Source organism: Sphingomonas sp. Leaf17 (genome assembly GCF_001421505.1).
GTDB lineage: Bacteria > Pseudomonadota > Alphaproteobacteria > Sphingomonadales > Sphingomonadaceae > Sphingomonas.
This window is the reverse complement of the sequence record NZ_LMKL01000007.1, coordinates 126,482-147,594: the sequence shown is the minus strand read 5'-3', so window position 1 is coordinate 147,594 and position 21,113 is coordinate 126,482. Positions and strand designations below refer to the sequence as shown.

Sequence of the window (21,113 nt, the reverse complement as noted above, 5' to 3'; positions counted from 1 at the left end):
TACGCTGTGATGAAATACTGGATGTCGGCCCTTGCTGCCCTGTCGCTCGCCGGCTGCGTGTCCGTATCGACGCCGCCTGCCCGCACGGTCGCGACCGCCGAGGCCCGCCCCCCGGTCACCATCCTCATCTCGATCGACGGGTTCCGCCCCGATTATCTGGATCGCGGCGTAACGCCCAATCTGGGCCGGCTGGCGGCGGGCGGGGTCAGCGCGGCGATGCGGCCGTCCTTCCCGTCGAAAACCTTTCCCAACCACTGGTCGCTCGTCACCGGGCTGGTCCCCGATCACCACGGGATCGTCGGCAACACGCTGGAAGATCCGCGCCGGCCGGGCGAGGTCTTCACGCTGGAGAGCGACGATCCGTTCTGGTGGAACGCCGCCGTCCCGATCTGGGTCGAGGCCGAGCGCGCCGGCATCCGCACCGCGACCGAGTTCTGGCCGGGCGCGAACGTCGCCTGGGGATCGACCGACACCAATCCGCGCCACAACATCCATGCCGGCGGCACCCGGCCCGACGACTGGCACCAGTTCAACCAGGCGGTGACCGCGACCCAGCGGGTCGATGCGGTCATTGACTGGCTGCGCCGACCGGCCGCCACCCGCCCGCGCTTCGTCACGCTGTATTTCGACACGGTCGACAGCGCTGGCCATGATGTCGGACCGCAGGGCGCGGAGACGACCGCCGCCGTCGCCGATGTCGACCGCGCGATCGGCCGGCTCGTCGCCGAGCTGGCCGGACTGGGTCAGCCCGCCAATCTGGTGATCGTCGCCGACCACGGCATGGCCGCGACGTCGAGCACGCGCGTCGTCCCGCTCGACACCATCGCCGACCCAGCCGATTACAGGGTGATCGAAAGCGGCCCCTATGCCACGCTGGCACCGGTCCCGGGGCATGAAGCAGCCCTTGCCCGTGCGCTGCTGCGGCCGCACGATCATCTGACCTGCTGGCCCAAGGCCGGCATCCCCGCCCGCTTCCGGTATGGCAGCAACCCGCGCGTGCCACCCTATCTGTGCCTCGCCGACGATGGCTGGCTGGCGTTGAAGACCGCGCCGACCAAGCCGTTTGCCGGCGGCAACCACGGGTACGACAACGCCGCGCCCGACATGGCCGCGCTGTTCATCGCCAATGGCCCGGCGTTCCTTGCCGGCCGCCGCATCGCCCCGTTCGACAATGTCGATGTCACGCCGCTGCTGCGCGACCTGATCGGCCTGCCGCCAGCGACCGGACTTGACGGCAGCGACGTAACCTTCAGACTTGTCCGCAAACCATAAGCGGAGAGCGGTCATGCAATATTTCGAGGATCTCGTCGTCGGCAGCAAACAGCGGTTCGGCAACCGCGCCGTCACCCGCGACGAAGTGATCGCCTTTGCCGAACAATATGATCCCCAGCCCTTTCACCTGTCCGACGAAGCGGCCGCCGCCACCCATTTCGGCCGGTTGTCGGCCAGCGGCTGGCATACCTGCGCAATGACGATGAGCATGATCGTCGAGAACCTGAAAGCCAACGCGCAGGCGGGCCTCGGGTCGCCGGGCATCGACGAGCTGAAGTGGCTGAAGCCCGTCTTTCCGGGCGACACGCTGCACGTCGAAAGCGAGATCATCGAGAAGCGGGTATCGGCCAGCCGACCGGAAATGGGCATCGTTCGCGGCCGGACGACCGTGTTCAATCAGGATGACGTCGCGGTGATGACGTTCATCGGCAACACACTGGTCGCGACCCGCCCGGCCTGACGTAAAAAAGGGCGCGCCGTTGCCGGCGCGCCCCTTGTAATCGTGCGGATCGAGCGATCAGTTGCGACGATCGCGGCGGTTCTCGCGACGCAGCCCGCGTCGATCTTCACGGCGCTCCTGCCGGAACTCCCGTCGATCGTCGCGACGCTCGGCACGGAACTGGTCCCGCGTGACCTGTCCATTGTTGAACGCCTGACGATCGCCACGACGATCCTGACGGAAGTCACGCCGGTCGTCGCGTCGATCCTGACGGAAGCCCTGCCAGTTGTTGCGAACTTGGCGTCGGTCCTGCCGCAGGTTCTGGCGGCTCTGCCAGTATTGCTGTTGCTGACCGTTCCAGCGATAGGGACGACGGTAGCGATCGTAGACGTACACGCCCGAGCCGGGATAATAATAGTCGCCGTTCCAGCCATAATAGGACTGCGCCAAACCGACGCCGCCGCCATAGCCGAGGCCGCCATAACCCAGACCGTTGCCGTAATAGGGATCGGCATAGCCACCACTGGCATAGCCGACATTCAGGCCGCTATAGCCATAGCCGTCCGTGCAGGCCGAAACGCCGAGGCCCAGGCCAATCGCCAGTGCGGCGACCTTGAGTGTCTTGAAAATCATGAGAACACGTCCCCGGTACAAAGAGGATGCCGGGCAAGGTACGCGCCCGACCGATAGTGTTCCAACGTGGACTCACCACGCTTGTTCCACAAACCCTGTTTTTCGGGCGATCCGCCGCGATCAGTGACCGGCAAAGGCGACCAGCGCGGACACCGCGATACCGTCTTCCGCCAGCGCCGCCGCGCCGCCGAGATCGGGCAGGTCGACCAGGAACTGCGCCTGCGTGACGGTCGCGCCCGCCTTGCGCAGCAGCCGCACCGCCGCCCGCGCGGTGCCACCGGTCGCGATCAGGTCATCAACCAGCAGGACGCGCGCACCCGGCGCACAGGCATCGGCATGGATTGCGATCCGGTCGGTGCCATATTCCAGCGCATAGTCCTCCGCGATCGTCGCGCCGGGCAGTTTTCCGTCCTTGCGGATCAGCAGCACGCCGGCCTTCAACGGCACCGCGAGTGCTGCGGCGAACAGGAACCCGCGCGCCTCGATCCCCGCAACCAGATCGACCGGGCCGTCGACCGCCGCCGCCATCCGCGCGATCGCGGTGGCAAGACCGGTCGGCGAGAGCATCAGCGTGGTAATGTCGCGGAACTGGATGCCGGGTTTGGGGAAATCCGGGATGGTGCGGATCAGCGCCTTCAGGTCGTCGTTGGCGGGCATTGCGGCGGCTCCGGTGGACTGGGATATCTTCGACTATCACGGTGCGTGCGTGCAATGAAGGCCCCGGCCCTGCGAGCCACCCTCACCCTTCGCCAGCCAAGCCGTCTTTCCCTATCCCGATGGGAGAAGGAGGGCGGCGCGTCGTACCGGAAGGGTAACCCCCTGTGGATGCTGGAAGTCATCCAAGGCAAAAAATGTGCCCTGTCGTCATGCCGGCGAACGCCGGGATCCGGAACCAGACCGGTCGTCGCCCGCCACGCTGGATCCCGGATCCAGTCCGGGATGACGGAAGAAGCGACTGGCAAGCCCCCACCCGCCAACAAAAAGGGGGCGGCGGAACCTGTCCCGCCGCCCCCCGTGCATTACGCCATGCCCGAACCTTCAATGCTCGATGTTACGCCACACATTCTGATAGGCGCCCCACGCCAGACCGATGAAGATCAGGATGAAGATCACCGCAGCAAGCCCGGCCGCATGGCGCGATTCCAGGTTCGGTTCGGCGGTCCACACCAGGAACGCCGACACGTCGGCGGCCATCTGCGCCTTCGTCGCGCGGGTGCCGTCGGTGTAGGTCACTTGGCCGTCCGAAGTGATCGGCGGCGGCATCGCGATGTTCAGGTTCGCGAAATACGGGTTGTAGTGGAGGCCTTCGGGCGTCTTGGCGTCCGGAAACTGCTTCAGCAGCGCCGCCGGCTGCGTCGTGTAGCCAGTCAGGAGCGAGTCGACATAAGCCGCACCGTCATGCCGCGCCTTGGTCATCAGCGACAGGTCGGGCGGCAGCGCGTTGTTGTTGGCCGCGCGGGCCGCGACCTCGTTCGCGAACGGCGACGGGAATCGGTCCGACGGGATGTTCTTGCGCGTCGCCGGCTCGCCCGTTTCCGGGTTGATCGACGGCTGTTCGATCACCCACTGGCTGGCGATCGCCTTCACCTCGGGTTCGGAATAGCCAATCTTTTCCAGGTCGCGGAACGACACCAGCCGGATCGAGTGGCAGGCGGCGCAGACTTCCTTGTAGACCTGAAACCCGCGCTGGACCTGACGCCGGTCGAACTTGCCGAATACGCCATTGCTGGCGATGTCCAGTTCCTTCGGGTGTTCATGGAACACGCTTTCGGCGGTCGCTTCGGGCGGATCGGTGATGACGCCGGACACGCTGCTGAACAGCGCCAGTCCGAGCACCAGCACGAATGCCGCGCCGACCAGGGATGCAATGAGACGGACCATTATATTCTTGCCCCTTTGTCGGCTCGGCTCACGCGAGCGCGGTCTGCGTCGGGCTGGTTCCGCCATGCTTGGCCAGGACCGCCTCGGTGATCGAGTTCGGCAACGGGCGCGTACGCTCCGAGCGCGAGATGATCGGCAGGATGATGAGGAAATGCGCGAAGTAATAGGCCGCGCACAGCTGGCTGAGGATCACATAGGTCGGCGTCGCCGCGGACCCGCCGCACCAGCCGAGGATGAGGATGTCGACCACCAGGATCCAGAAGGCGATCCGCGCCTTGGGCCGGTAGTTGTTCGACCGCACCGGCGAATTGTCGAGCCAGGGCAGGAAGAACAGCAGCAGGATCGACCCGAACATCGCCAGCACACCCCACAGCTTGGCGGGCAGGATGAAGTCGGCGGTGAAGGCGCGCAGGATCGCGTAGAACGGCCAGAAATACCATTCGGGCACGATGTGCGCGGGCGTCGAAAGCGGGTTGGCCGGAATATAATTGTCCGGGTGGCCCAGATAGTTCGGAGCGAAGAACAGCAGGATCGCAAACACCAGCATGAACACGCCGAGGCCGACACCGTCCTTGGCGGTGTAATAGGGGTGGAACGGGACGGTGTCCTGCTCGCCCTTCACGTCGACGCCGGTCGGGTTGTTCGACCCCGGGATGTGCAGCGCCCAGATGTGCAGGATGATGACGCCCGCGATCACGAACGGCAGCAGATAATGCAGCGAGAAGAAGCGGTTGAGCGCGGCATTGTCCGGCGCATATCCGCCCAGAAGCCAGATGCGGATGGTGTCGCCGACCAGCGGGATCGCCGAGAAGAAACCGGTGATGACCTGCGCGCCCCAGAAGCTCATCTGACCCCAGGGCAGGACATAGCCCATGAAGGCGGTGGCCATCATCAGCAGGAAGATCGTGACGCCGAGCAGCCAGACCATTTCGCGCGGGGCCTTGTACGACCCGTAATACAGCCCGCGAAAGATGTGGGTGTAGACGACGATGAAGAACATCGACGCGCCGTTCGCGTGCGCATACCGCAGGAACCAGCCGGCGTTGACGTCGCGCATGATGCCTTCGACCGAATCGAACGCGACCAGCCCGTTGGCGGCATAATGCATCGCCAGGACGATGCCGGTGATGATCTGGATGCCGAGCGCCGCGCCCGCGAGCACGCCGAAGTTCCAGAAATAATTGAGGTTGCGCGGCACCGGATAGCCGGCGCCGACCGCGTTGTAGACCAGCCGGGGGACGGGAAGTTTCTCGTCCAGCCACCGCATCAGCGGCTGCTTCGGCTCATAGTGTTTTGCCCAGGCAAAGCTCATGATCGTTCCCTCAGCCTACCGTGACGACGGTGTCGGAGTTGAAGCTGTAATCCGGCACTTGCAGGTTCGTCGGCGCGGGGCCTTTGCGAATGCGGGCGGCGGTGTCGTAGGCCGAGCCGTGGCACGGGCAGAAATAGCCGCCATACGGCCCCTTGTTCTCGCCCTCGCCGGCACCCAGCGGCACGCAGCCCAGATGGGTGCAGACGCCCAGCGTGATGAGCCAGTTCTTCTTGCCGGCCTTCGTACGCTCCTCCAGCGACTGCGGATCGCGCAGTTCGGACAGCGGCACCGCGTCGGCGGCGGCAATCTCGGCCGGGGTCAGGTTGCGGACGAACAGCGGCTGCTTGCGGAACGACGTCTTGATCGCCTGTCCGGGCAGGATCTTCGACAGGTCGATCTCGGTGGTGGATTGCGCCAGCACGTCGGCCGACGGGTTCATCTGATTGATGAGCGGCAGGACGATGGCGACCGCACCGACGCCGGCAAACGACACGGCGGCGATGTTGATGAAGTCGCGGCGACGCGGATCGTGCGGGTCCTGACCGGATGGTTCCGGCGCCTCTCCCGGCGGCAGGTCGTCGTGGTTCATCGCCATTCAGTCAGCCCTTGTATTCTTATGCCGGGAAGACCGCCTGGGTTTCGATCGTTTACCGATCGTGCGCCCCTCCCTCTCCTACCCGTCCATCCCCATGGCGGGCGCTTGAGTGATAGACGGCAGGATGCGCTTTTGCCAACTCCATTTTGCGTGGGGGCCATTCCCGCGCTAGTCGGACGCGATGCGCATCGCCCTGTACGAACCCGATATCGCCGGCAATGTCGGCACGATCCTGCGAACCGCCGCCTGTTTCGGCCTGGGCGTCGACCTGATCGAGCCGATGGGGTTTCCGTGGGGCGACCGGTCGATGGCCCGCGCCGGCATGGATTACGCGCGCGAGGTCGACATCGTCCGTCATGTCGACTGGGACGCCTTTCGCGCCGCCGCCCGGGGCCGCGTCGTGCTGGCCACGACGCGCGGCGCGACCGACCTGCCGCAGGTGCGGTTCGACGCCAGCGACATCCTGCTGTTCGGATCGGAAAGCAGCGGCGTGCCCGATCACGTCCACGACGCGGTTTACGTGCGCGTGCGGGTGCCGATGCGCGCGGGCTTTCGGTCGCTGAACGTCGCCGCGTCGGCCGCGATCATGGCGGCGGAAGGCCTGCGCCAGCATGGCTGGCCCCTCCCCCCAGCCGCTATCATCCGCTAAGGGCGCTATCCATGACGATACCGATGGACAGCCAGCAGGCCGCCGCCCGCACCTGGTTCGAGGCCTTGCGCGACCGGATCTGCGCCAGTTTCGAGACGATCGAGCGCGAGGCCGGCTCGGACGCCACCTTCACCTACACCCCCTGGGAGCGGATCGACCCGTCGGGCGCGGCGGGCGGCGGCGGCGTGCGCGGCGTGATGAAGGGCAAGGTGTTCGAGAAGGTCGGCGTCAACGTCTCCACGGTCGGCGGCACGTTCGAGGGCGAGTTCGCCAAGTCGATCCACGGCGCGGCCGAAGATCCCGGCTTCTTCGCCACCGGCATCAGCCTGGTCGCGCACATGGCCAATCCGCAGGTGCCGGCCGTCCACATGAACACGCGCTTCCTGGTCACGACGAAGCGCTGGTTTGGCGGCGGCGCGGACCTGAACCCGCCGCTGCCGATCGCGGAGGACACCGCCGACTTCCATGCGACGCTGAAAACCGCGTGCGACGCGCACGGCGCGGATTATTACGACCGGTTCAAGGCGTGGGCCGACGAGTATTTCTACATCCCCCATCGCAAGGTGCACCGCGGCGTCGGCGGCATCTTCTACGACCATCTGGAGGGGGATTTCGACGCCGACTTCGCCTTCACCCGCAGCGTCGGCGAGGCGTTTCTGGACACCTATCCGCGCATCGTCCGGCGGCGGATGGACGCGGCCTTCACCGACGCCGACCGCGCGGAAATGCTGCGCTGGCGCGGGCGCTATGCCGAGTTCAATCTGGTGCACGATCGTGGCACGCTGTTCGGGCTGAAGACCGGCGGCAATATCGACGCGATCCTGATGAGCCTGCCGCCGATGGCGAGTTGGGAGTGACGCGGTGGCGCTGATCCCGGTCGAGCCGCACGAACTGGCGACGATCGTCACCACGCTGGAGATGCGGAAGCGGCCACCGCTCAGACCGATGCCGGCCTCGCCGTTCCGGCTGGTCGCGTGGCCTGCGCCGGATCTGGTGCGCTATCGGCAGCTGTTCGCGCGGGTCGGCGGCCCCTGGCTGTGGTATTCGCGCCTCGCGATGGACGATGCGGCGCTGGCGGCGATCGTCCACGACCCCGGCATCGCGGTGTTCGCGGTGGTCGACCGCGCGGGGATCGAGGTCGGGATGCTCGAACTCGACACCCGTGATCCGCTACAGACCGAGCTGTCCTATTTCGGGCTGATTCCCGAACTGGCGGGCAAGGGGCATGGCCGCTGGCTGATGGCGGAGGCGATGGCGCGGGCCTGGGCACCCGGCGTCGCGCGGGTGTGGGTCCACACCTGTACGCTGGACCACCCGCACGCGCTAAACTTCTATCGCGCGCAAGGATTCGTCGCGGTGAAGCGGACGATCGAAACCTTTGCCGACCCGCGTGCACTGGGCCTGCTGCCGGTCGAGGCCGCGCCGCATATCCCCTATCTGGCGGATACCCGGCGATAGGCGGCGATACCGATCATGGTCAGCATCACCTGCGCCGCGCTCGCCACGGCCGCCGCCAGACTGCACAGCAGGGTGAAGACGACCGGGTTGGTCGCAACCGACGGCTCCTGCGCCAGCCGCGTCAGCAGTTGCGCCAGCTGCCCGCCAAGATAGCCGAACCCCATCAGCCCCATCAGCCCGAAACCCGACCCGCGCGTCCGCTGGATCGACGCGACGATCGCCCGCCACGCACCGATCGGCCGGTCCGCGACCAGGATCGGTCCGGCCAGGGCGACACGCCCGAGGATATACAGGCCCGGCAACAGGAACAGCGCCAGGCCCAGTTGCGACGGCAGACCGATCAGCAGCAGCACCAGCAGATAGCGTGGCGCCAGCGACAGGCCACGCAGGATCGCGCGACCGACGGTCGGCCGCTCCGGATCGAGATACAGCGCGAACAGCGCCAGCGCGCCGACGATCAGCACACCGTACGCGACGACCGTCGCCAGGCCATAGTCGTTGGCCCACGCGCTGAACGCCGCGCTCCACGCCTCGGCCTGCGCGGTACGGTCGGTCCCGGTCATCACCGGCAGCGGATAGGCCGGGACCAGCAGCGCGAGCGCCAGCGCCGGCAGGAACAGGAAGGTGCCGGCGATCCGGATCACCAGATCGCGCTCGGCACGAAACAGCGCCCAGGCGTCGGCCAGCGTCGTCGGCAGGTCGATCTTCATGCGGTCGGCATGGTCGGGGCCGAATCGCCCTCGCGGCTCCGCGTCGCGACATACAGCCGGGCGGTGAAGACATAGGCGAGCGCGGTGAATCCGGTCGATACCAGCGCCCCGACCGCCGACGCCAGGAACGTCGCCGTCGCGATACCGTCCGCGCCAAGGATCAGGCGGAAGATCAGGCCCGACACCGATTGTGCGGCCAGCGTCGCCACGATCAGCACGATGACGAACAGGATCGCGACACCGATCAGCTTCAGCGTCAGGCCGCGCGTCAGCACGATCGACCGGCGGATCGCCCCCAGCCCGCGCCGTTCGTTCAACACGACCGCGTTGGTCAGCATCAGCCGCGCGCCGACGATGAGCATCACGACGATCAGCGCCAGCGTGTAGAGCAGGATGAAGGTGCTCGTGCCCGCCGGCATACGCGGCATCATCGTCGGCGTGGCGGCCGACAACGCGGCAAGGCCGATCCCCGAAAAGGCGATCGCCACGATCATCGGCACCACCAGCAGCATGAACGCGATGACGATGGCCAGAGTCACGCCGATCGTCGGCAGCAACCGGGCGGTCGCCTGTGCACGGGCGCTGGCGGCGGTCGTTGCCGGATCGGTGGCGATGGCCAGGATGACCAGTTGCCCCCAGATCGTCAGGACCAGCGTCAGCAGCGCGATCGCGAAACTGACGAGCGCGAAACCGGCGGAGGTACTGGTGCCATAGGCGGTGTGCGCCGATCCGATGAGACTGGGCAGGAACGCGGTCACCAGCGCGACCGGCGCGATCATGCCGATCCGCCCGGCCATGACCTCGGTCGTGCTGTCCCAAACCCTGCTGATCGTCGTCATGTCGCACGCCCCCGGTCGGTTGTGGCTTCGTTATGGCCCCGCAGTCGCGCTCGATAGCCGATGCCTTGCCGCATTTCCATCGCTTGCAACCGCCGCCCGCGCAACGCACATCGGCGGGCGTGACCGATTTTCCCGACATCGAATGGCGCGTGACGCCCGGCCTGACCCCCTATGCCGACGCGCTGGCCGAAATGGAGGCGCGCGCCGCCGCCGTGGCGGACGGGACCGCGCGCGAACTGGTCTGGCTGCTGGAACATCCGCCGGTCTATACCGGCGGGACCAGCGCGGTCGCCACCGACCTGGTCGACCCGCGCTTTCCCGTCGTCGCGACCGGGCGCGGCGGCAAATACACTTATCACGGCCCGGGTCAGCGGATCGCCTATCTGGTGATCGACCTGGGCAAACGCGGGCGCGACGTGCGCCGGTTCGTCCATGCGGTGGAGGACTGGGTGATCGCCGCGCTGGCCGACCTTGGCGTGGCGGCGTTCGCGGTCCCCGGCCGGGTCGGCATCTGGACCGGCACCGGCCCCACCGAGGCGAAGGTCGGCGCGATCGGGGTGCGGGTGAAGCGGTGGGTGACGTTGCACGGATTCGCGGTCAACGTTGCCCCCGACCTGTCGCATTTCGGCGGTATAATCCCCTGTGGAATCGCCGAATATCCGGTCACAAGCCTGTCGGCGATGGGACTCGATGCCGGGTTGACAACGCTGGACACCGCACTGGAGCGTCGGTTTGGGGCCTTCCTCGATACTGTTTCTTCGCAGACTCAAAACTTAGCTTGAGGGCGATCCTATAGTCGATTAATGTCCCCTTTGATTTGGGTATTAACGCGCCGCCAAAGGCAACCAAATCCTTTTTCTGAGGGAGCTTCCAATGCGTGCAATTTCCAAGATGCTGACCGGCTCGATGATCGCCGCGGCCGCGCTGATGGTTTCGGCTTGCGGCCCGAAGGCCGAGACGACCGACAACACCATGATCACCGACATGAACACCACCGAGGGCATGGACACCATGACCGACAACATGACCGCCGTTGATGGCGCGATGAACGGTGGCATGATGGCCAACGACACCATGATGGCGAACGACACGATGATGTCGAACGACATGATGATGACCAACGCCGCCAACGCGATGTAATTGCAACGGCACCCCGGTTCACGGGGTGCTTTGCGATGGATAAGGGGCCGTCCGGGCGACCGGGCGGCCCTTTTGCCGTCCGGGCAACATCGCCGTCCCGCACCGCACGCGACCGACACCGTTACGCACCCGGTCAACGGATGCGACGGAATGGTTAAAAACCGTTTGGGCGAAGCCGCGAAACGCCGTAGTTTCCACTGCATGACGTCCACGCAGCGCCGCTTGCGTCGACGACCGGCGCCGATCTCGCGCGCCGATACCGGTTATGCGCGTGACTGCGCTTGGAGAGGACAGGATGACCAGTTTGCGTATCGCCTTGGGCTTGGGGTTCGCCGCCGCCGCGCTTTTGGCCAGCCCGGCTTCGGCCCAGTTCTTCATGCAGTCGCGCGACATGACGTCGAACGTCGTGGTCAAGGGTGACGAGCCGGGATCGGGCGTCGTCATGCCCGGCGCGACACCGGCCGAACAGCGCGCGGTCCTGATCTGGAACATGCGCGCCGCGCTGAACGTCGCTGCGCTGCAATGCCAGTTCGCGCCGACCCTGCTGACGGTCGACAATTACAACGCGATCCTGCGCGACCATGGCGACGAGATCCAGAAGGCGTTCGACACGATCAGCAAATATTATCTGCGGACGAACAAGACCAAGGCCGCCGGCCAGGCCGCGCTCGACCAGTTCGGCACGCGGACCTATTCCAGCTTTACGACGGTGGCGGCGCAATATGGCTTCTGCCAGACCGCGCATTCGATCGGCCGCGATGCGATCTTCACGCCGCGCGGCGAGTTTGGCGATCTTGCCGCCGCCCGCACGCGCGAACTGCGTAACAGCCTGGTGCCATGGGGCGAGCAGCGGTTTCCCCGCTATATCGGCCGCGACACGACCCCGGTGGTCATGCCCCGGCTGGACCCGATCTGCTGGAACAAGAAGAACGAATGGGTGACCAAGAAGTGCGGCGTGCAGAACTGGCCGCCTGCACCGGGCATCGGCGTCGCCACCCGCTGACCCGATCCCGTCCTCCCCGCCCGGACATTCGGGGCGGGGAATTTTTTATCGGATACCCAGCATCTTGTGGGTCTGCAGCGACAGCCGCCATTCGGGCCGGGCCATGACCAGCGCGACGGCCGCATCCTGATTGGCGGCGGCCTGCGGATCGTCGAGCGGCTGGGCAAGACGGTGGGTGAAATCCCACCGGGCCACGTCGTCCGGGTCGATTCCCGCTTGCGGCCATACCAGCTTCAGTTCGTCGCCACGCCGCTGCACGACCGTGCTGCCCGCCTTCGGACTGACGCAGATCCAGTCGATGCGGGGATGCACCGGCACCGTGCCGTTGGTTTCGATCGCGATGAAGAACCCCGCCTCGTGAAGCGCATCGACCACCGCGTCATCGACCTGGAGCATCGGCTCGCCGCCGGTCAGCACCACGAACCGGTCGGTCGTGCCATCACCCCAGAACCCGGCAACCGCCGCCGCCAGCGCCGCCGCATCGGCAAAGCGCGCGCCGCCGACCCCGTCGATCCCGACGAAATCGGTATCGCAGAAGCGGCAGACCGCCGTTGCCCGGTCCTGTTCGCGACCCGACCACAGGTTGCACCCGGCAAAACGGACGAACACGGCCCGGCGACCGGCATTGGCCCCCTCCCCCTGCAGGGTCAGGAACATCTCCTTGACGGCATAGCTCATGCGGATCGCTATTCCGGCTTCGTCGCATAGACCGTCGGATCGGCGATCCCGGCCTCGTCGAATCCCTTCGCCCGCAGGCGGCAACTGTCGCACAGGCCGCAATGCGTGCCCGCCGGGCTGGGATCGTAGCACGACCAACTCAGCCCCAGGTCGAGGCCAAGGCGCGTGCCCTCGCGCACGATATCGGCCTTGGTCATGGTTTGCAGCGGCGCGTGGATACGAAACGGCTGCCCATCCTCGACCCCGGCCTTGGTCGCCAGCGCGGCCAGCGCCTCGAAGCCGGCGATGAACTCGGGCCGGCAATCGGGATAGCCCGAATAATCGAGCGCGTTGACGCCGATATACAGGTCGCGCGCACCGGCGGCCTCGGCCCACGCCAGCGCAAGGCTGAGGAAGACGGTGTTGCGCGCGGGTACATAGGTGACCGGGATCCCCGGCCCCACGCCGTCCTTCGGCACGGCGATATCGTCGGTCAGCGCCGATCCGCCGAACGCCGACAGATCCATCGGCAGGACGACGTGCCGCACGGCACCCAGGAGGTGCGCGATCCGGCGGGCGGCGGCCAGCTCGACCTGATGGCGCTGATGATAGTCGATCGACAGCGCGAGCAGCGGCCGGCCCTCCTCGCGCGCCAGCGCCGCCGATACCATCGAATCCAGCCCGCCCGAAACGAGCGCGACCGCGGGGGTCTTGTCCAGTGTCATGATTGCGCCGCGCGTAGGCGCATGCGCGGGCGCGTGCAAGTTGGATGAAAAAAAAGGGCCGCCCAAGGGCAGCCCAGTGGCCTTGCGGCCAAAATCGAGGGAGTAACGTGCCAAAGTCCAGGCACCCGGTCACCCTGCACCGCGCGGGTTAGGATCGCGTTAACGCCGCCACGCTCAGTCGGGTGCGACTCCATCGGTGACCGGCACCGGAAAGATGCGCGCGCAGAACTTGCAGTCGACCTGGATGATACCGTCCGCGTCCGCCATCTCGCGCTGCTGGTCGATGGGAAACTTGCCGAGCACGCCGGCGATGTGTTCAGGCGTGCAGCGGCATCCACGCGCCATGCCTTGCGACGACAGGGCGCGCACGTCGCTTTCCTCGTTGAACAGCCGCCAGACGATCGTTTCCAGCGACAATGCGGGATCGGCCAGCTCGTCGGTGCCGATCGTCTGGCCCAGTGCGGCGACACGCTCCCACTCCGGGTGGTCGAGCTTGGTGTGCAGCCGCGCGCGTCCGTCCTCGCCCTCGGGCAGATGCTGGAGGAACAGGCCGCCCGACACCATCGTACCGTCGGGCTGGCGGATCATGCCGACCCGGACCAGGCTGGGGATCTGTTCGGACTGCACGAAATAGCTTTCGGCGGCCTGCGCCAACGTTTCGCCGTCGAGCGGCACGATCCCCTGATAGCGTTCGGCGGTCGACGCCATGTCGAACGTGATCGCCAGATACCCCTGACCGAACAGCGCGAACAGCGTCGGCTGCTCGGGCGCCTCGGCCAGCTTGTCGGCGTCGTAATCGACATAGCCGCGCAGCTCGCCACCGCGATAATCGCACACCAGAAGCCGGACGACGCCCTCGTCGGTGCGCGTCTGCATCGTCAGCTGGCCGCTGGCATCCTTCAGCGTCGACCCGATCAGCGCGGCCAGCGTCAGCGCCTCCGCCAGCAGCGATTCGATCGCCGGCGGATAGGCATGGCCCGACAGAATGGTGTCGAGCACCGGACCCAGTCGCACGATCCGCCCCCGCGCGCTGAGGCTGGGGATCGTGAAACCGAGCGCGCGGTCGGTGTCGGTGGTGGTTGGATCGGTCATTGTAACCCAGATAAGGTCTGGCCGTGCGCGATCAACCGATCTGGCCAAAGCACCACCGCAGCACCGATTTCTGCGCGTGCAGCCGGTTCTCGGCCTCGGCCCAGATCAGCGACTGCGGACCGTCGATGACTTCGGCCGTCACCTCCTCGCCACGATGCGCGGGCAGGCAGTGGAGGAACTTCGCGTCGGGCTTCGCCATCGCCATCAGCGCGGAATCGACCTGATAGGGCGTCAGCGCGGCAAGCTTCGTTTCCGCCTGCGTCTGCCCCATCGAGATCCAGGTATCGGTGACGACGATGTCCGCGCCCTCGACCGCCTCCTGGGGGCTGGCGACGACGCGCGCGCGGCCCTTGCCCAGCGCGACATCGGCGTCGGTCGGCTGATACCCCTGCGGACAGGCGGCGACGACGTCGAACTGCATCAGGCCCGCCGCCTCGACGATCGAGGCGAGGACGTTGTTGCCGTCGCCCAGCCACGCGACCTTCAGGCCGGGCAGCGCCTTGCCGCTTTCGATCACGGTCAGCAGGTCGGCCATGATCTGGCAGGGATGCGACGCGTCGGTCAGGCCGTTGATGACCGGCACGCTGGCGTAATGCGCCATCTCCTCGACCTTGGCGTGATCGTCGGTGCGGATCATGATCGCGTCGACATAGGTGGACAGGACGCGCGCGGTGTCGGCGACGCTTTCGCCGCGGCCAAGCTGCATCGAGCCTGCGTCCATCACGATCGAGGTGCCGCCAAGCTGGCGGATCGCCATGTCGAACGACACGCGCGTCCGGGTCGAATTCTTCTCGAAGATCATCGCGAGCGTATGGCCGGCCAGCGGCGCGTCGGCATCCGCGCGGCCCCTGGGGAAACCGGCGCGGGCGGCCTTGCGGTCGATCGCATCGGCCAGCATCGCGGCGATGCCGTCAGGGCCGGCGTCGGTCAGGTTCAGGAAATGGCGCATTCTTCTTGCTCCTCCCCGATATTCCACCCCGTTCGTCCTGAGCAGCTGCTGAGCGTAGTCGAAGCGGCGTATCGAAGAACAGGACATGGTGTCCCAACTCTCCTTCGATACGGGCCTTCGACTATGCTCAGTCCCTACTCAGGACGAACGGTGGCGCAAGATGAGGCATCGTTAACTATCTGTATTATTGCTCAATCATCACTCGCCGGCACATACACCCGCGCGCCATCGCTCAACCGCTCGATGAAGTCGGCAATATGGCTTTCGTCGATGATGAGCGGCGGCAGGATGCGGACGACGTTCTCGCCCGCCGCCACCGTCAGCAACCCATGATTGTCGCGCAGATGCGCCACGAACCGGCGGCTGTCGCTTTTCAGCTTCAGGCCCATCATCAGGCCCTTGCCGCGCACTTCCTCGAACAGATGATCGAAATTGGGCATCATCTGCTCAAGGCTGGCGCGCAGGCGATCGCCCATCGCCGTGACGTGCGCCAGGAAGCCGTCCTCCATCAGCACGTCGAGCACCGCCTCGCCCGCCGCCATGCCCAGCGGGTTGCCGCCATAGGTCGACCCGTGGGTGCCGATGACCATGCCCTTGGCCGCCTCGGCGGTGGCAAGGCACGCGCCCAGCGGGAAGCCGCCGCCGATCCCCTTGGCGGCCGCCATGATGTCGGGGACGATGCCGTAATGCTCATGCGCGAACAGCGTGCCGGTACGGCCATAGCCCGCCTGCACCTCGTCCAGCACCAGCATCAGGCCGTGATCGTCGCAGGCCTTGCGCAGACCCTTCAGGAACTCCGGCGTCGCGACCGAAACGCCGCCCTCGCCCTGAATCGGTTCGACCAGAAAGCCCGCCGTATTCTCGTCGATCAGCGCCAGCGCGGCGTCGAGATCGTTGAACGCGCAATATTTGAACCCGGGGAGCAACGGCCCGAAGCCGTCGCGCATCTTGGGCTGGTTCGTCGCGCTGATCGTCCCCAGCGTGCGGCCGTGGAACGCGTTGTTGAAGGTAATCAGGTCATGGCGCTGTTCGTTGCCATTGGCGAAGTGATAGCGCCGCGCGGTCTTGATCGCGCACTCGACGGCCTCCGCGCCCGAATTGGTGAAGAACACCGTGTCGGCAAAGGTCGCGTCGATCAGCCGCTGCGCGAAATGTTCGCCCTGCGGGCTGCCGTACAGGTTCGAGACGTGCATCAGCGTTGCGGCCTGGTCGGCGATCGCCTTCACCAGCTTGGGATGACCGTGGCCCAGCGCGTTGACCGCGATGCCGCTGGCAAAATCGAGATAGCGTTCGCCCTGCTCGCCAATCAGCCACGCGCCCTCGCCTCGCACCGGCCGCACCCCGCAGCGGGGATAGACGGGCATCAGGGGGGTGATGGTCACGACGGCGACTCCTTTTGAAACAGCAAGGGCGGCCCCGTTCGGGCCGCCCGAACCGCCTGATACCGGGCGGGTGGGGGAAGCGTCAACCAGCGGCGGTGTCGACAGTCAGATCGGTGATCTCGATATGCGGTACCGATTCGCGCGAAGGAATGCGGCTGCCAAGGACCGCCAGCACATCGTAGACCAGCGAATAGCGTTCGATCCGACGCAGCCCCGGGTCGGACGCCGCCAGTGCCAGCGGGCGATACACGCGGCCGGCAAGCGACTCCTTCACCTTCCCGATCCATCCGCCGCCGGCATTGGCGGATTGCCGCACGATGTCGATGTCGCGAACCGACCCGTCCGGCGCGACCCAGAAGGCGACGTCGACCCACTGTGGTGCGTCATCACCCTGCATTGCCATGACGGTCTGCGCGCTGGCGCCGCGCTCGCCAAGGTCGATCGGCGGGGCGTGGATCAGCACGGCCGTCGTTGCGCGTGCGGCTGGCGCAACGGTCGCCATGTCGGCCCGTGCCGCCGCCTGCGCCTTTTCATCCGACACACCGGATGCCGCCCGTGACGACAAAGTCACCGCCGCATCCCGGAATCCCGCCTGCGCCGGATCGGTCGTCGCCTGGACCCGCGCGATTGCCTTGCGGGCGCGATCCCTGAACGCCGGGTTCACGCCGGCGATCGCGGTGAACAGCACGGCGTTGCGAAGCAGCGCATGGCCCTCCACCTGCGGCAACCCAGCGGCGCGGGCCTGCCGGGCGACCCTGTTGTAGATGTCCTCGGCCGCCTCGAACCGCGCCTGCTTGGCAAAGGCGTCACCGACCGACAGGCGCTGCATCAGCACGCGCGGGTCGTCCGCCGGCAAACCGCTTTTCAGCGCATCCAGCGTGTCGATCGTGTTGATCCGTGCCGCCGTCGCCGCGCCGTTCAGGCCGGCAAGCCGCGCATTGGCCCGGAGCAGGTCGGATACGTCGACCGGCAGGTCCTTTGCATATTTCGCGTTGCGCCGCCGCGCCGCCAGCAGGGTGCGGCGCGATTCGGCATAGTCACCGGTCAGAAACTGATTTTCCGCATGGGCCAGCGAGGCGTCGATGTCCTCCCTGGGCGGACATTTGCGGGCGATACACGCGGCCAATGCACGCTCGGTATCGCTCAGCCGACGGCCGACCACGACGATCGTCTTGTCCTCCGGCACCGACGCGGCTTGCGGTGCCGGGGCGGCAACCGCCTGAAGCATCGCGATGACGGACAGGATCATGGGGCAGCACCTTTCGATGAAAACCGGGACGATTCCACCACTTGCATCGCCGCTTTATCATGCCGCCCGCACCCGCCGCGTCAAGCGTCGATCGCGGCCTCGTCCATCCGGGCCGCATTTTCCTGAATGAAGGCAAAACGGTGTGCGGGGTTGGTGCCCATCAACCGGTCGACCAGATCCTTGACCCCGGCCCGCTCCTCATATTCCTGCGGCAACGTCACGCGCAGCATCCCGCGCGTGCGCGGGTCCATCGTGGTTTCGCGCAATTGCTGCGGGTTCATCTCGCCCAGCCCCTTGAAGCGCGCGACCTCGACCTTCTTGCCCTTGAACGCCGTCCGTTCGATCTCGGCCCGGTGCGCATCGTCGCGGGCGTAGAGCGACTTCGCGCCGACCGTCAGCCGGTAGAGCGGCGGCTGCGCCAGATACAGATGCCCGCGCCGCACCAGCTCGGGCATTTCCTGAAAGAAGAACGTCATCAGCAGCGTCGCGATATGCGCGCCGTCGACATCGGCGTCGGTCATGATAACGATCCGGTCGTAGCGCAGCGCATCCGGCTGGCAGTCCTTGCGCGTCCCGCAACCCAGCGCCTGGATCAGGTCGGCGATCTCCTGATTGGCGAAGATCTTGGCGCTGGTGGCGCTCGCCACGTTCAGGATCTTGCCGCGGATCGGCAGGATCGCCTGCGTCTTGCGGTCGCGCGCCTGCTTGGCCGAACCACCAGCCGAATCGCCCTCGACGATGAACAGTTCGGTGCCGGCGGGGTCGTCGGCCGAACAGTCGGTCAGCTTGCCCGGCAGGCGCAGTTTGCGCGCGCTGGTCGCGGTCTTGCGCTTGACCTCGCGCTCGGACTTCCGCCGCAACCGCTCGTCCATCCGGTCGAGGACATAGCCGAGCAGCGCCTTGCCCCGCTCCATATTATGGCTGAGGAACAGGTCGAAATGATCGCGCACCGCGCGCTCGACCATGCCGGCCGCTTCGGGCGACGTCAGCCGGTCCTTCGTCTGGCTCTGGAACTGCGGATCGCGGATGAACACCGACAGCATCAATTCGCTGCCGACCATCACGTCGTCGGCATTGATGTCCTTCGCCTTCTTCTGCCCGACCAGATCGGCAAACGCGCGGATGCCGCGCACCAGCGCCTGGCGCAGGCCCTGTTCGTGGGTGCCGCCATCGGGCGTCGGGATGGTGTTGCAATACCAGCTGTAGCTGCCGTCGCTCCACAACGGCCAGGCAACCGCCCATTCGACGCGGCCCATGCCCTGCCCTTCCGGCCCGGTCGGAAAGTCCTGCTGCCCGACGAAAACGTCATTGGTCGCACATTCGCGCCCGCCAAGCTGTTCGCGCAGGTGATCGGCGAGGCCACCGGGAAACTGGAATACCGCCTCCGCCGGGGTATCGTCGCCGATCAGGTCGGGCGCGCATTTCCAGCGGATCTCGACGCCGGCGAACAGATACGCCTTGGACCGCGCCAGTTTGTACAGCCGCGCCGGCTTAAAGCTCAGCTCGGGGCCGAAGATCTCGGTGTCGGGCGTGAACGCGACCGAGGTGCCGCGCCGGTTGGGGGTGCCGCCCAGATTCTCGATCGGCCCCAGCGTCACCCCGCGCGCAAAACGCTGGCGGTACAGCTTGCGGTCGCGCGCGACCTCCACCACCGTATCGCTCGACAGCGCGTTGACGACGCTGATGCCGACGCCGTGCAGCCCGCCGCTGGTGGCATAGGCTTTCCCTGCGAACTTGCCGCCCGAGTGGAGCGTCGACAGGATGACCTCCAGTGCCGACTTGTCGGGAAACTTCGGATGCGGATCGACCGGGATACCGCGCCCGTTGTCGACGACGGTCAGCCGGTTGCCCGGTTCCAGCGTGATCTCGATCCGCGAGGCGTGGCCCGCCACCGCCTCGTCCATCGCATTGTCGATGACCTCGGCCGCCAGATGATGCAGCGCGCGTTCGTCGGTGCCGCCGACATACATGCCGGGGCGACGACGGACGGGTTCCAGACCCTCCAGCACCTCGATCGACGATGCGGTATAGTCGGACTGGGCTTGCGCCTTTGCGGCAAAGAGATCGTCGGCCATGGTTTGTACCATAGACGTTCGCGGTCCTCCCTGCATGGCAAATCGCACATGCGGCGGGGCAAATCGCATCGCCCCCGGCAGGCCGACCGTTGCCGATTTACAACGCTCCAGATTAGATTGTCCGCGATCCGTCGCATTGGGGATCCGGTTTAACGCTTTCACCGTTACTGGCGCACCGACATTTTCAAGTTTCCGGGAGAAACCATGCGCAATCATCTGCTCGCCAGTGCCGCCGGCATTGCCGCCCTCGTCGCCTTCGCCGCCCCCGCCGCCGCCCAGGACATGGTCGAGGACGCTCCGTTCTCCGGCGTGTATGTCGGCGGTTCGTTCGGCTTCGACGCGCAGCCGAACGATGTCGGCGAGACGATCGAGTTCGATCGCAACCTTGACGGCGTGTTCCGCGACACCGTTCGCACCGGCACCGGCGCCAATGCGTTCGCACCCGGTTTCTGCAACGGCGCCGCCCGCAGCAGCGCGAACCTGAACTGCCGCAACGATCGCGACGACATGTCCTATTCGGCCCGCGTCGGTGCGGATCACCAGTCTGGCAACATCGTCGTCGGCGTGATCGGCGAGTTCGGCAAGTCGGAGATCACCGACAGCGTCACCGCGTTCAGCTCGACGCCGGCCTTCTACACGATGACCCGCTCGCTGGATTGGGAAGCCTCGATCCGTGGCCGCGCCGGTTTCGCCGCGAACAAGACCCTGTTCTTCGGTTCGTTCGGTGCCGGCTATGCCCGCATCAAGAACGACTTCACCACGTCGAACACCGCCAACGTGTTCAGCAGCACCGGCGACGACAATCGCTGGGGCATCAACGCCGGCGGCGGCATCGAGCAGAAGATCGGCAAGAACTTCTCGATCGGCGTCGAGTATCTGTACCACCAGTATCAGGACGACGACTACCGCGTCCGCGCCGGCGGCAATGCCGGTACGCCGTTCACCAACGCCACCAATGGCGGCACGACGGCTGGCACCGACTTCCGTCGCAACTTCGATTACTTCCGCTGGCACAGCGTCCGCGGCACGGCCTCGTTCCGCTTCTGATCCGAC

At 66.4% G+C, this 21,113-nt stretch carries 23 protein-coding genes; 9 read left to right on the top strand and 14 right to left on the bottom strand.

What is annotated here, in order from left to right; genetic code table 11:
* The first annotated feature begins 9 nt into the window (after positions 1-9).
* Together ASE75_RS11650 and ASE75_RS11645 are read left to right on the top strand one after the other, a co-directional pair.
* A complete protein-coding gene (locus ASE75_RS11650; protein WP_055933700.1) occupies positions 10-1,272 on the top strand; it encodes an alkaline phosphatase family protein in 1,263 nt (420 codons plus the stop codon).
* Between the two features lie 13 nt (positions 1,273-1,285).
* On the top strand, positions 1,286-1,732 hold the full coding sequence (locus ASE75_RS11645) for a MaoC family dehydratase (RefSeq protein ID WP_055933699.1): 447 nt from the start codon (positions 1,286-1,288) through the stop codon (positions 1,730-1,732).
* Positions 1,733-1,789: 57 nt separating this feature from the next.
* Here ASE75_RS11645 and ASE75_RS11640 read toward each other — a convergent pair whose 3' ends face one another.
* From ASE75_RS11640 to petA, 5 genes are all read right to left on the bottom strand, one after another.
* Positions 1,790-2,344: a hypothetical protein gene (locus tag ASE75_RS11640; protein ID WP_055933697.1), complete on the bottom strand. Its 555-nt coding sequence runs from the start codon at positions 2,342-2,344 to the stop codon at positions 1,790-1,792.
* A 120-nt stretch (positions 2,345-2,464) separates the two neighbouring features.
* Positions 2,465-3,001 (bottom strand): adenine phosphoribosyltransferase, encoded by a 537-nt coding sequence (locus tag ASE75_RS11635; protein WP_055933695.1) that lies wholly within the window; start codon positions 2,999-3,001, stop codon positions 2,465-2,467.
* A 381-nt stretch (positions 3,002-3,382) separates the two neighbouring features.
* The gene (locus ASE75_RS11630; protein ID WP_055933692.1) at positions 3,383-4,225 is read right to left on the bottom strand and encodes a cytochrome c1; all 843 of its coding nucleotides are present in this window, start codon (positions 4,223-4,225) and stop codon (positions 3,383-3,385) included.
* Positions 4,226-4,253: 28 nt separating this feature from the next.
* Complete coding sequence (locus ASE75_RS11625; RefSeq protein ID WP_055933690.1) at positions 4,254-5,537, bottom strand: cytochrome b; 1,284 nt, start codon at positions 5,535-5,537, stop codon at positions 4,254-4,256.
* Between the two features lie 10 nt (positions 5,538-5,547).
* Positions 5,548-6,126, bottom strand: a complete 579-nt coding sequence (gene petA / locus ASE75_RS11620; protein WP_443025343.1) for a ubiquinol-cytochrome c reductase iron-sulfur subunit — start codon at positions 6,124-6,126, stop codon at positions 5,548-5,550.
* Between the two features lie 187 nt (positions 6,127-6,313).
* On the opposite strand from petA, the gene ASE75_RS11615 reads away from it, so the two are divergent.
* From ASE75_RS11615 to ASE75_RS11605, 3 genes are read left to right on the top strand one after another with little or no spacing between them, the layout of a single operon-like run.
* On the top strand, positions 6,314-6,781 hold the full coding sequence (locus tag ASE75_RS11615; protein ID WP_055933686.1) for a tRNA (cytidine(34)-2'-O)-methyltransferase: 468 nt from the start codon (positions 6,314-6,316) through the stop codon (positions 6,779-6,781).
* Between the two features lie 11 nt (positions 6,782-6,792).
* The gene (gene hemF, locus ASE75_RS11610) at positions 6,793-7,638 is read left to right on the top strand and encodes an oxygen-dependent coproporphyrinogen oxidase (RefSeq protein ID WP_055933684.1); all 846 of its coding nucleotides are present in this window, start codon (positions 6,793-6,795) and stop codon (positions 7,636-7,638) included.
* Positions 7,639-7,642: 4 nt separating this feature from the next.
* The gene (locus ASE75_RS11605; RefSeq protein ID WP_055933681.1) at positions 7,643-8,239 is read left to right on the top strand and encodes a GNAT family N-acetyltransferase; all 597 of its coding nucleotides are present in this window, start codon (positions 7,643-7,645) and stop codon (positions 8,237-8,239) included.
* Here ASE75_RS11605 and ASE75_RS15525 read toward each other — a convergent pair.
* Together ASE75_RS15525 and ASE75_RS15520 are read right to left on the bottom strand one after the other, a co-directional pair.
* Complete coding sequence (locus ASE75_RS15525; protein WP_055933678.1) at positions 8,215-8,949, bottom strand: hypothetical protein; 735 nt, start codon at positions 8,947-8,949, stop codon at positions 8,215-8,217. The genes ASE75_RS11605 and ASE75_RS15525 overlap by 25 nt on opposite strands.
* The gene (locus ASE75_RS15520) at positions 8,946-9,788 is read right to left on the bottom strand and encodes a hypothetical protein (RefSeq protein WP_055933675.1); all 843 of its coding nucleotides are present in this window, start codon (positions 9,786-9,788) and stop codon (positions 8,946-8,948) included. Before ASE75_RS15520 ends, ASE75_RS15525 begins: the two co-directional genes overlap by 4 nt.
* A gap of 119 nt (positions 9,789-9,907) precedes the next feature.
* Here ASE75_RS15520 and lipB point away from each other — a divergent pair, with 119 nt between their 5' ends.
* The 3 genes from lipB (at position 9,908) to ASE75_RS11580 (ending at position 11,931) form a co-directional block, all read left to right on the top strand.
* Entirely contained in the window at positions 9,908-10,570 is a 663-nt protein-coding gene (lipB, locus tag ASE75_RS11590; RefSeq protein ID WP_055933905.1) for a lipoyl(octanoyl) transferase LipB, read from the top strand.
* 91 nt (positions 10,571-10,661) lie between these two features.
* Positions 10,662-10,928: a hypothetical protein gene (locus tag ASE75_RS11585; RefSeq protein ID WP_055933672.1), complete on the top strand. Its 267-nt coding sequence runs from the start codon at positions 10,662-10,664 to the stop codon at positions 10,926-10,928.
* A 295-nt stretch (positions 10,929-11,223) separates the two neighbouring features.
* A complete protein-coding gene (locus ASE75_RS11580; protein ID WP_055933670.1) occupies positions 11,224-11,931 on the top strand; it encodes a hypothetical protein in 708 nt (235 codons plus the stop codon).
* Positions 11,932-11,976: 45 nt separating this feature from the next.
* On the opposite strand, the gene queE is transcribed toward ASE75_RS11580, so the two are convergent.
* The 7 genes from queE to parE form a co-directional block, all read right to left on the bottom strand.
* The gene (gene queE / locus ASE75_RS11575) at positions 11,977-12,609 is read right to left on the bottom strand and encodes a 7-carboxy-7-deazaguanine synthase (protein ID WP_055933667.1); all 633 of its coding nucleotides are present in this window, start codon (positions 12,607-12,609) and stop codon (positions 11,977-11,979) included.
* An 8-nt stretch (positions 12,610-12,617) separates the two neighbouring features.
* Entirely contained in the window at positions 12,618-13,313 is a 696-nt protein-coding gene (gene queC / locus ASE75_RS11570) for a 7-cyano-7-deazaguanine synthase QueC (RefSeq protein WP_082463946.1), read from the bottom strand.
* 174 nt (positions 13,314-13,487) lie between these two features.
* Positions 13,488-14,405, bottom strand: coding sequence for an Hsp33 family molecular chaperone HslO (hslO, locus tag ASE75_RS11565; protein WP_055933664.1), 918 nt, complete (start codon positions 14,403-14,405; stop codon positions 13,488-13,490).
* A 31-nt stretch (positions 14,406-14,436) separates the two neighbouring features.
* Positions 14,437-15,354, bottom strand: coding sequence for an ornithine carbamoyltransferase (gene argF / locus ASE75_RS11560; RefSeq protein WP_055933661.1), 918 nt, complete (start codon positions 15,352-15,354; stop codon positions 14,437-14,439).
* Between the two features lie 191 nt (positions 15,355-15,545).
* Positions 15,546-16,736: an aspartate aminotransferase family protein gene (locus ASE75_RS11555; protein WP_055933658.1), complete on the bottom strand. Its 1,191-nt coding sequence runs from the start codon at positions 16,734-16,736 to the stop codon at positions 15,546-15,548.
* A gap of 82 nt (positions 16,737-16,818) precedes the next feature.
* The gene (locus tag ASE75_RS11550) at positions 16,819-17,985 is read right to left on the bottom strand and encodes a hypothetical protein (RefSeq protein WP_055933656.1); all 1,167 of its coding nucleotides are present in this window, start codon (positions 17,983-17,985) and stop codon (positions 16,819-16,821) included.
* A gap of 80 nt (positions 17,986-18,065) precedes the next feature.
* Positions 18,066-20,060 carry a DNA topoisomerase IV subunit B gene (parE, locus tag ASE75_RS11545; protein ID WP_055933654.1) on the bottom strand — a complete coding sequence of 665 codons (1,995 nt, stop codon included), beginning with the start codon at positions 20,058-20,060 and terminating at the stop codon, positions 18,066-18,068.
* A gap of 204 nt (positions 20,061-20,264) precedes the next feature.
* Between parE and ASE75_RS11540 the strand changes: the two genes are divergently transcribed.
* Positions 20,265-21,107 carry an outer membrane protein gene (locus ASE75_RS11540; protein WP_055933651.1) on the top strand — a complete coding sequence of 281 codons (843 nt, stop codon included), beginning with the start codon at positions 20,265-20,267 and terminating at the stop codon, positions 21,105-21,107.
* Positions 21,108-21,113: the final 6 nt, after the last annotated feature.

Bases quoted from the DNA above. Each gene is read 5' to 3' on its own strand.
- ASE75_RS11625 (WP_055933690.1), bottom strand. From the start codon at position 5,537: ATGAGCTTTGCCTGGGCAAAACACTATGAGCCGAAGCAGCCGCTGATG.
- ASE75_RS11650 (WP_055933700.1), top strand. From the start codon at position 10: ATGAAATACTGGATGTCGGCCCTTGCTGCCCTGTCGCTCGCCGGCTGC.
- queC (WP_082463946.1), bottom strand. From the start codon at position 13,313: ATGACACTGGACAAGACCCCCGCGGTCGCGCTCGTTTCGGGCGGGCTG.
- queE (WP_055933667.1), bottom strand. From the start codon at position 12,609: ATGAGCTATGCCGTCAAGGAGATGTTCCTGACCCTGCAGGGGGAGGGG.
- ASE75_RS11585 (WP_055933672.1), top strand. From the start codon at position 10,662: ATGCGTGCAATTTCCAAGATGCTGACCGGCTCGATGATCGCCGCGGCC.
- ASE75_RS11630 (WP_055933692.1), bottom strand. From the start codon at position 4,225: ATGGTCCGTCTCATTGCATCCCTGGTCGGCGCGGCATTCGTGCTGGTG.
- ASE75_RS11645 (WP_055933699.1), top strand. From the start codon at position 1,286: ATGCAATATTTCGAGGATCTCGTCGTCGGCAGCAAACAGCGGTTCGGC.
- ASE75_RS15520 (WP_055933675.1), bottom strand. From the start codon at position 9,788: ATGACGACGATCAGCAGGGTTTGGGACAGCACGACCGAGGTCATGGCC.
- ASE75_RS11640 (WP_055933697.1), bottom strand. From the start codon at position 2,344: ATGATTTTCAAGACACTCAAGGTCGCCGCACTGGCGATTGGCCTGGGC.
- parE (WP_055933654.1), bottom strand. From the start codon at position 20,060: ATGGCCGACGATCTCTTTGCCGCAAAGGCGCAAGCCCAGTCCGACTAT.
- petA (WP_443025343.1), bottom strand. From the start codon at position 6,126: ATGAACCACGACGACCTGCCGCCGGGAGAGGCGCCGGAACCATCCGGT.
- ASE75_RS11635 (WP_055933695.1), bottom strand. From the start codon at position 3,001: ATGCCCGCCAACGACGACCTGAAGGCGCTGATCCGCACCATCCCGGAT.
- ASE75_RS11615 (WP_055933686.1), top strand. From the start codon at position 6,314: ATGCGCATCGCCCTGTACGAACCCGATATCGCCGGCAATGTCGGCACG.
- hslO (WP_055933664.1), bottom strand. From the start codon at position 14,405: ATGACCGATCCAACCACCACCGACACCGACCGCGCGCTCGGTTTCACG.
- ASE75_RS15525 (WP_055933678.1), bottom strand. From the start codon at position 8,949: ATGAAGATCGACCTGCCGACGACGCTGGCCGACGCCTGGGCGCTGTTT.
- hemF (WP_055933684.1), top strand. From the start codon at position 6,793: ATGACGATACCGATGGACAGCCAGCAGGCCGCCGCCCGCACCTGGTTC.
- ASE75_RS11540 (WP_055933651.1), top strand. From the start codon at position 20,265: ATGCGCAATCATCTGCTCGCCAGTGCCGCCGGCATTGCCGCCCTCGTC.
- argF (WP_055933661.1), bottom strand. From the start codon at position 15,354: ATGCGCCATTTCCTGAACCTGACCGACGCCGGCCCTGACGGCATCGCC.
- ASE75_RS11580 (WP_055933670.1), top strand. From the start codon at position 11,224: ATGACCAGTTTGCGTATCGCCTTGGGCTTGGGGTTCGCCGCCGCCGCG.
- ASE75_RS11550 (WP_055933656.1), bottom strand. From the start codon at position 17,985: ATGATCCTGTCCGTCATCGCGATGCTTCAGGCGGTTGCCGCCCCGGCA.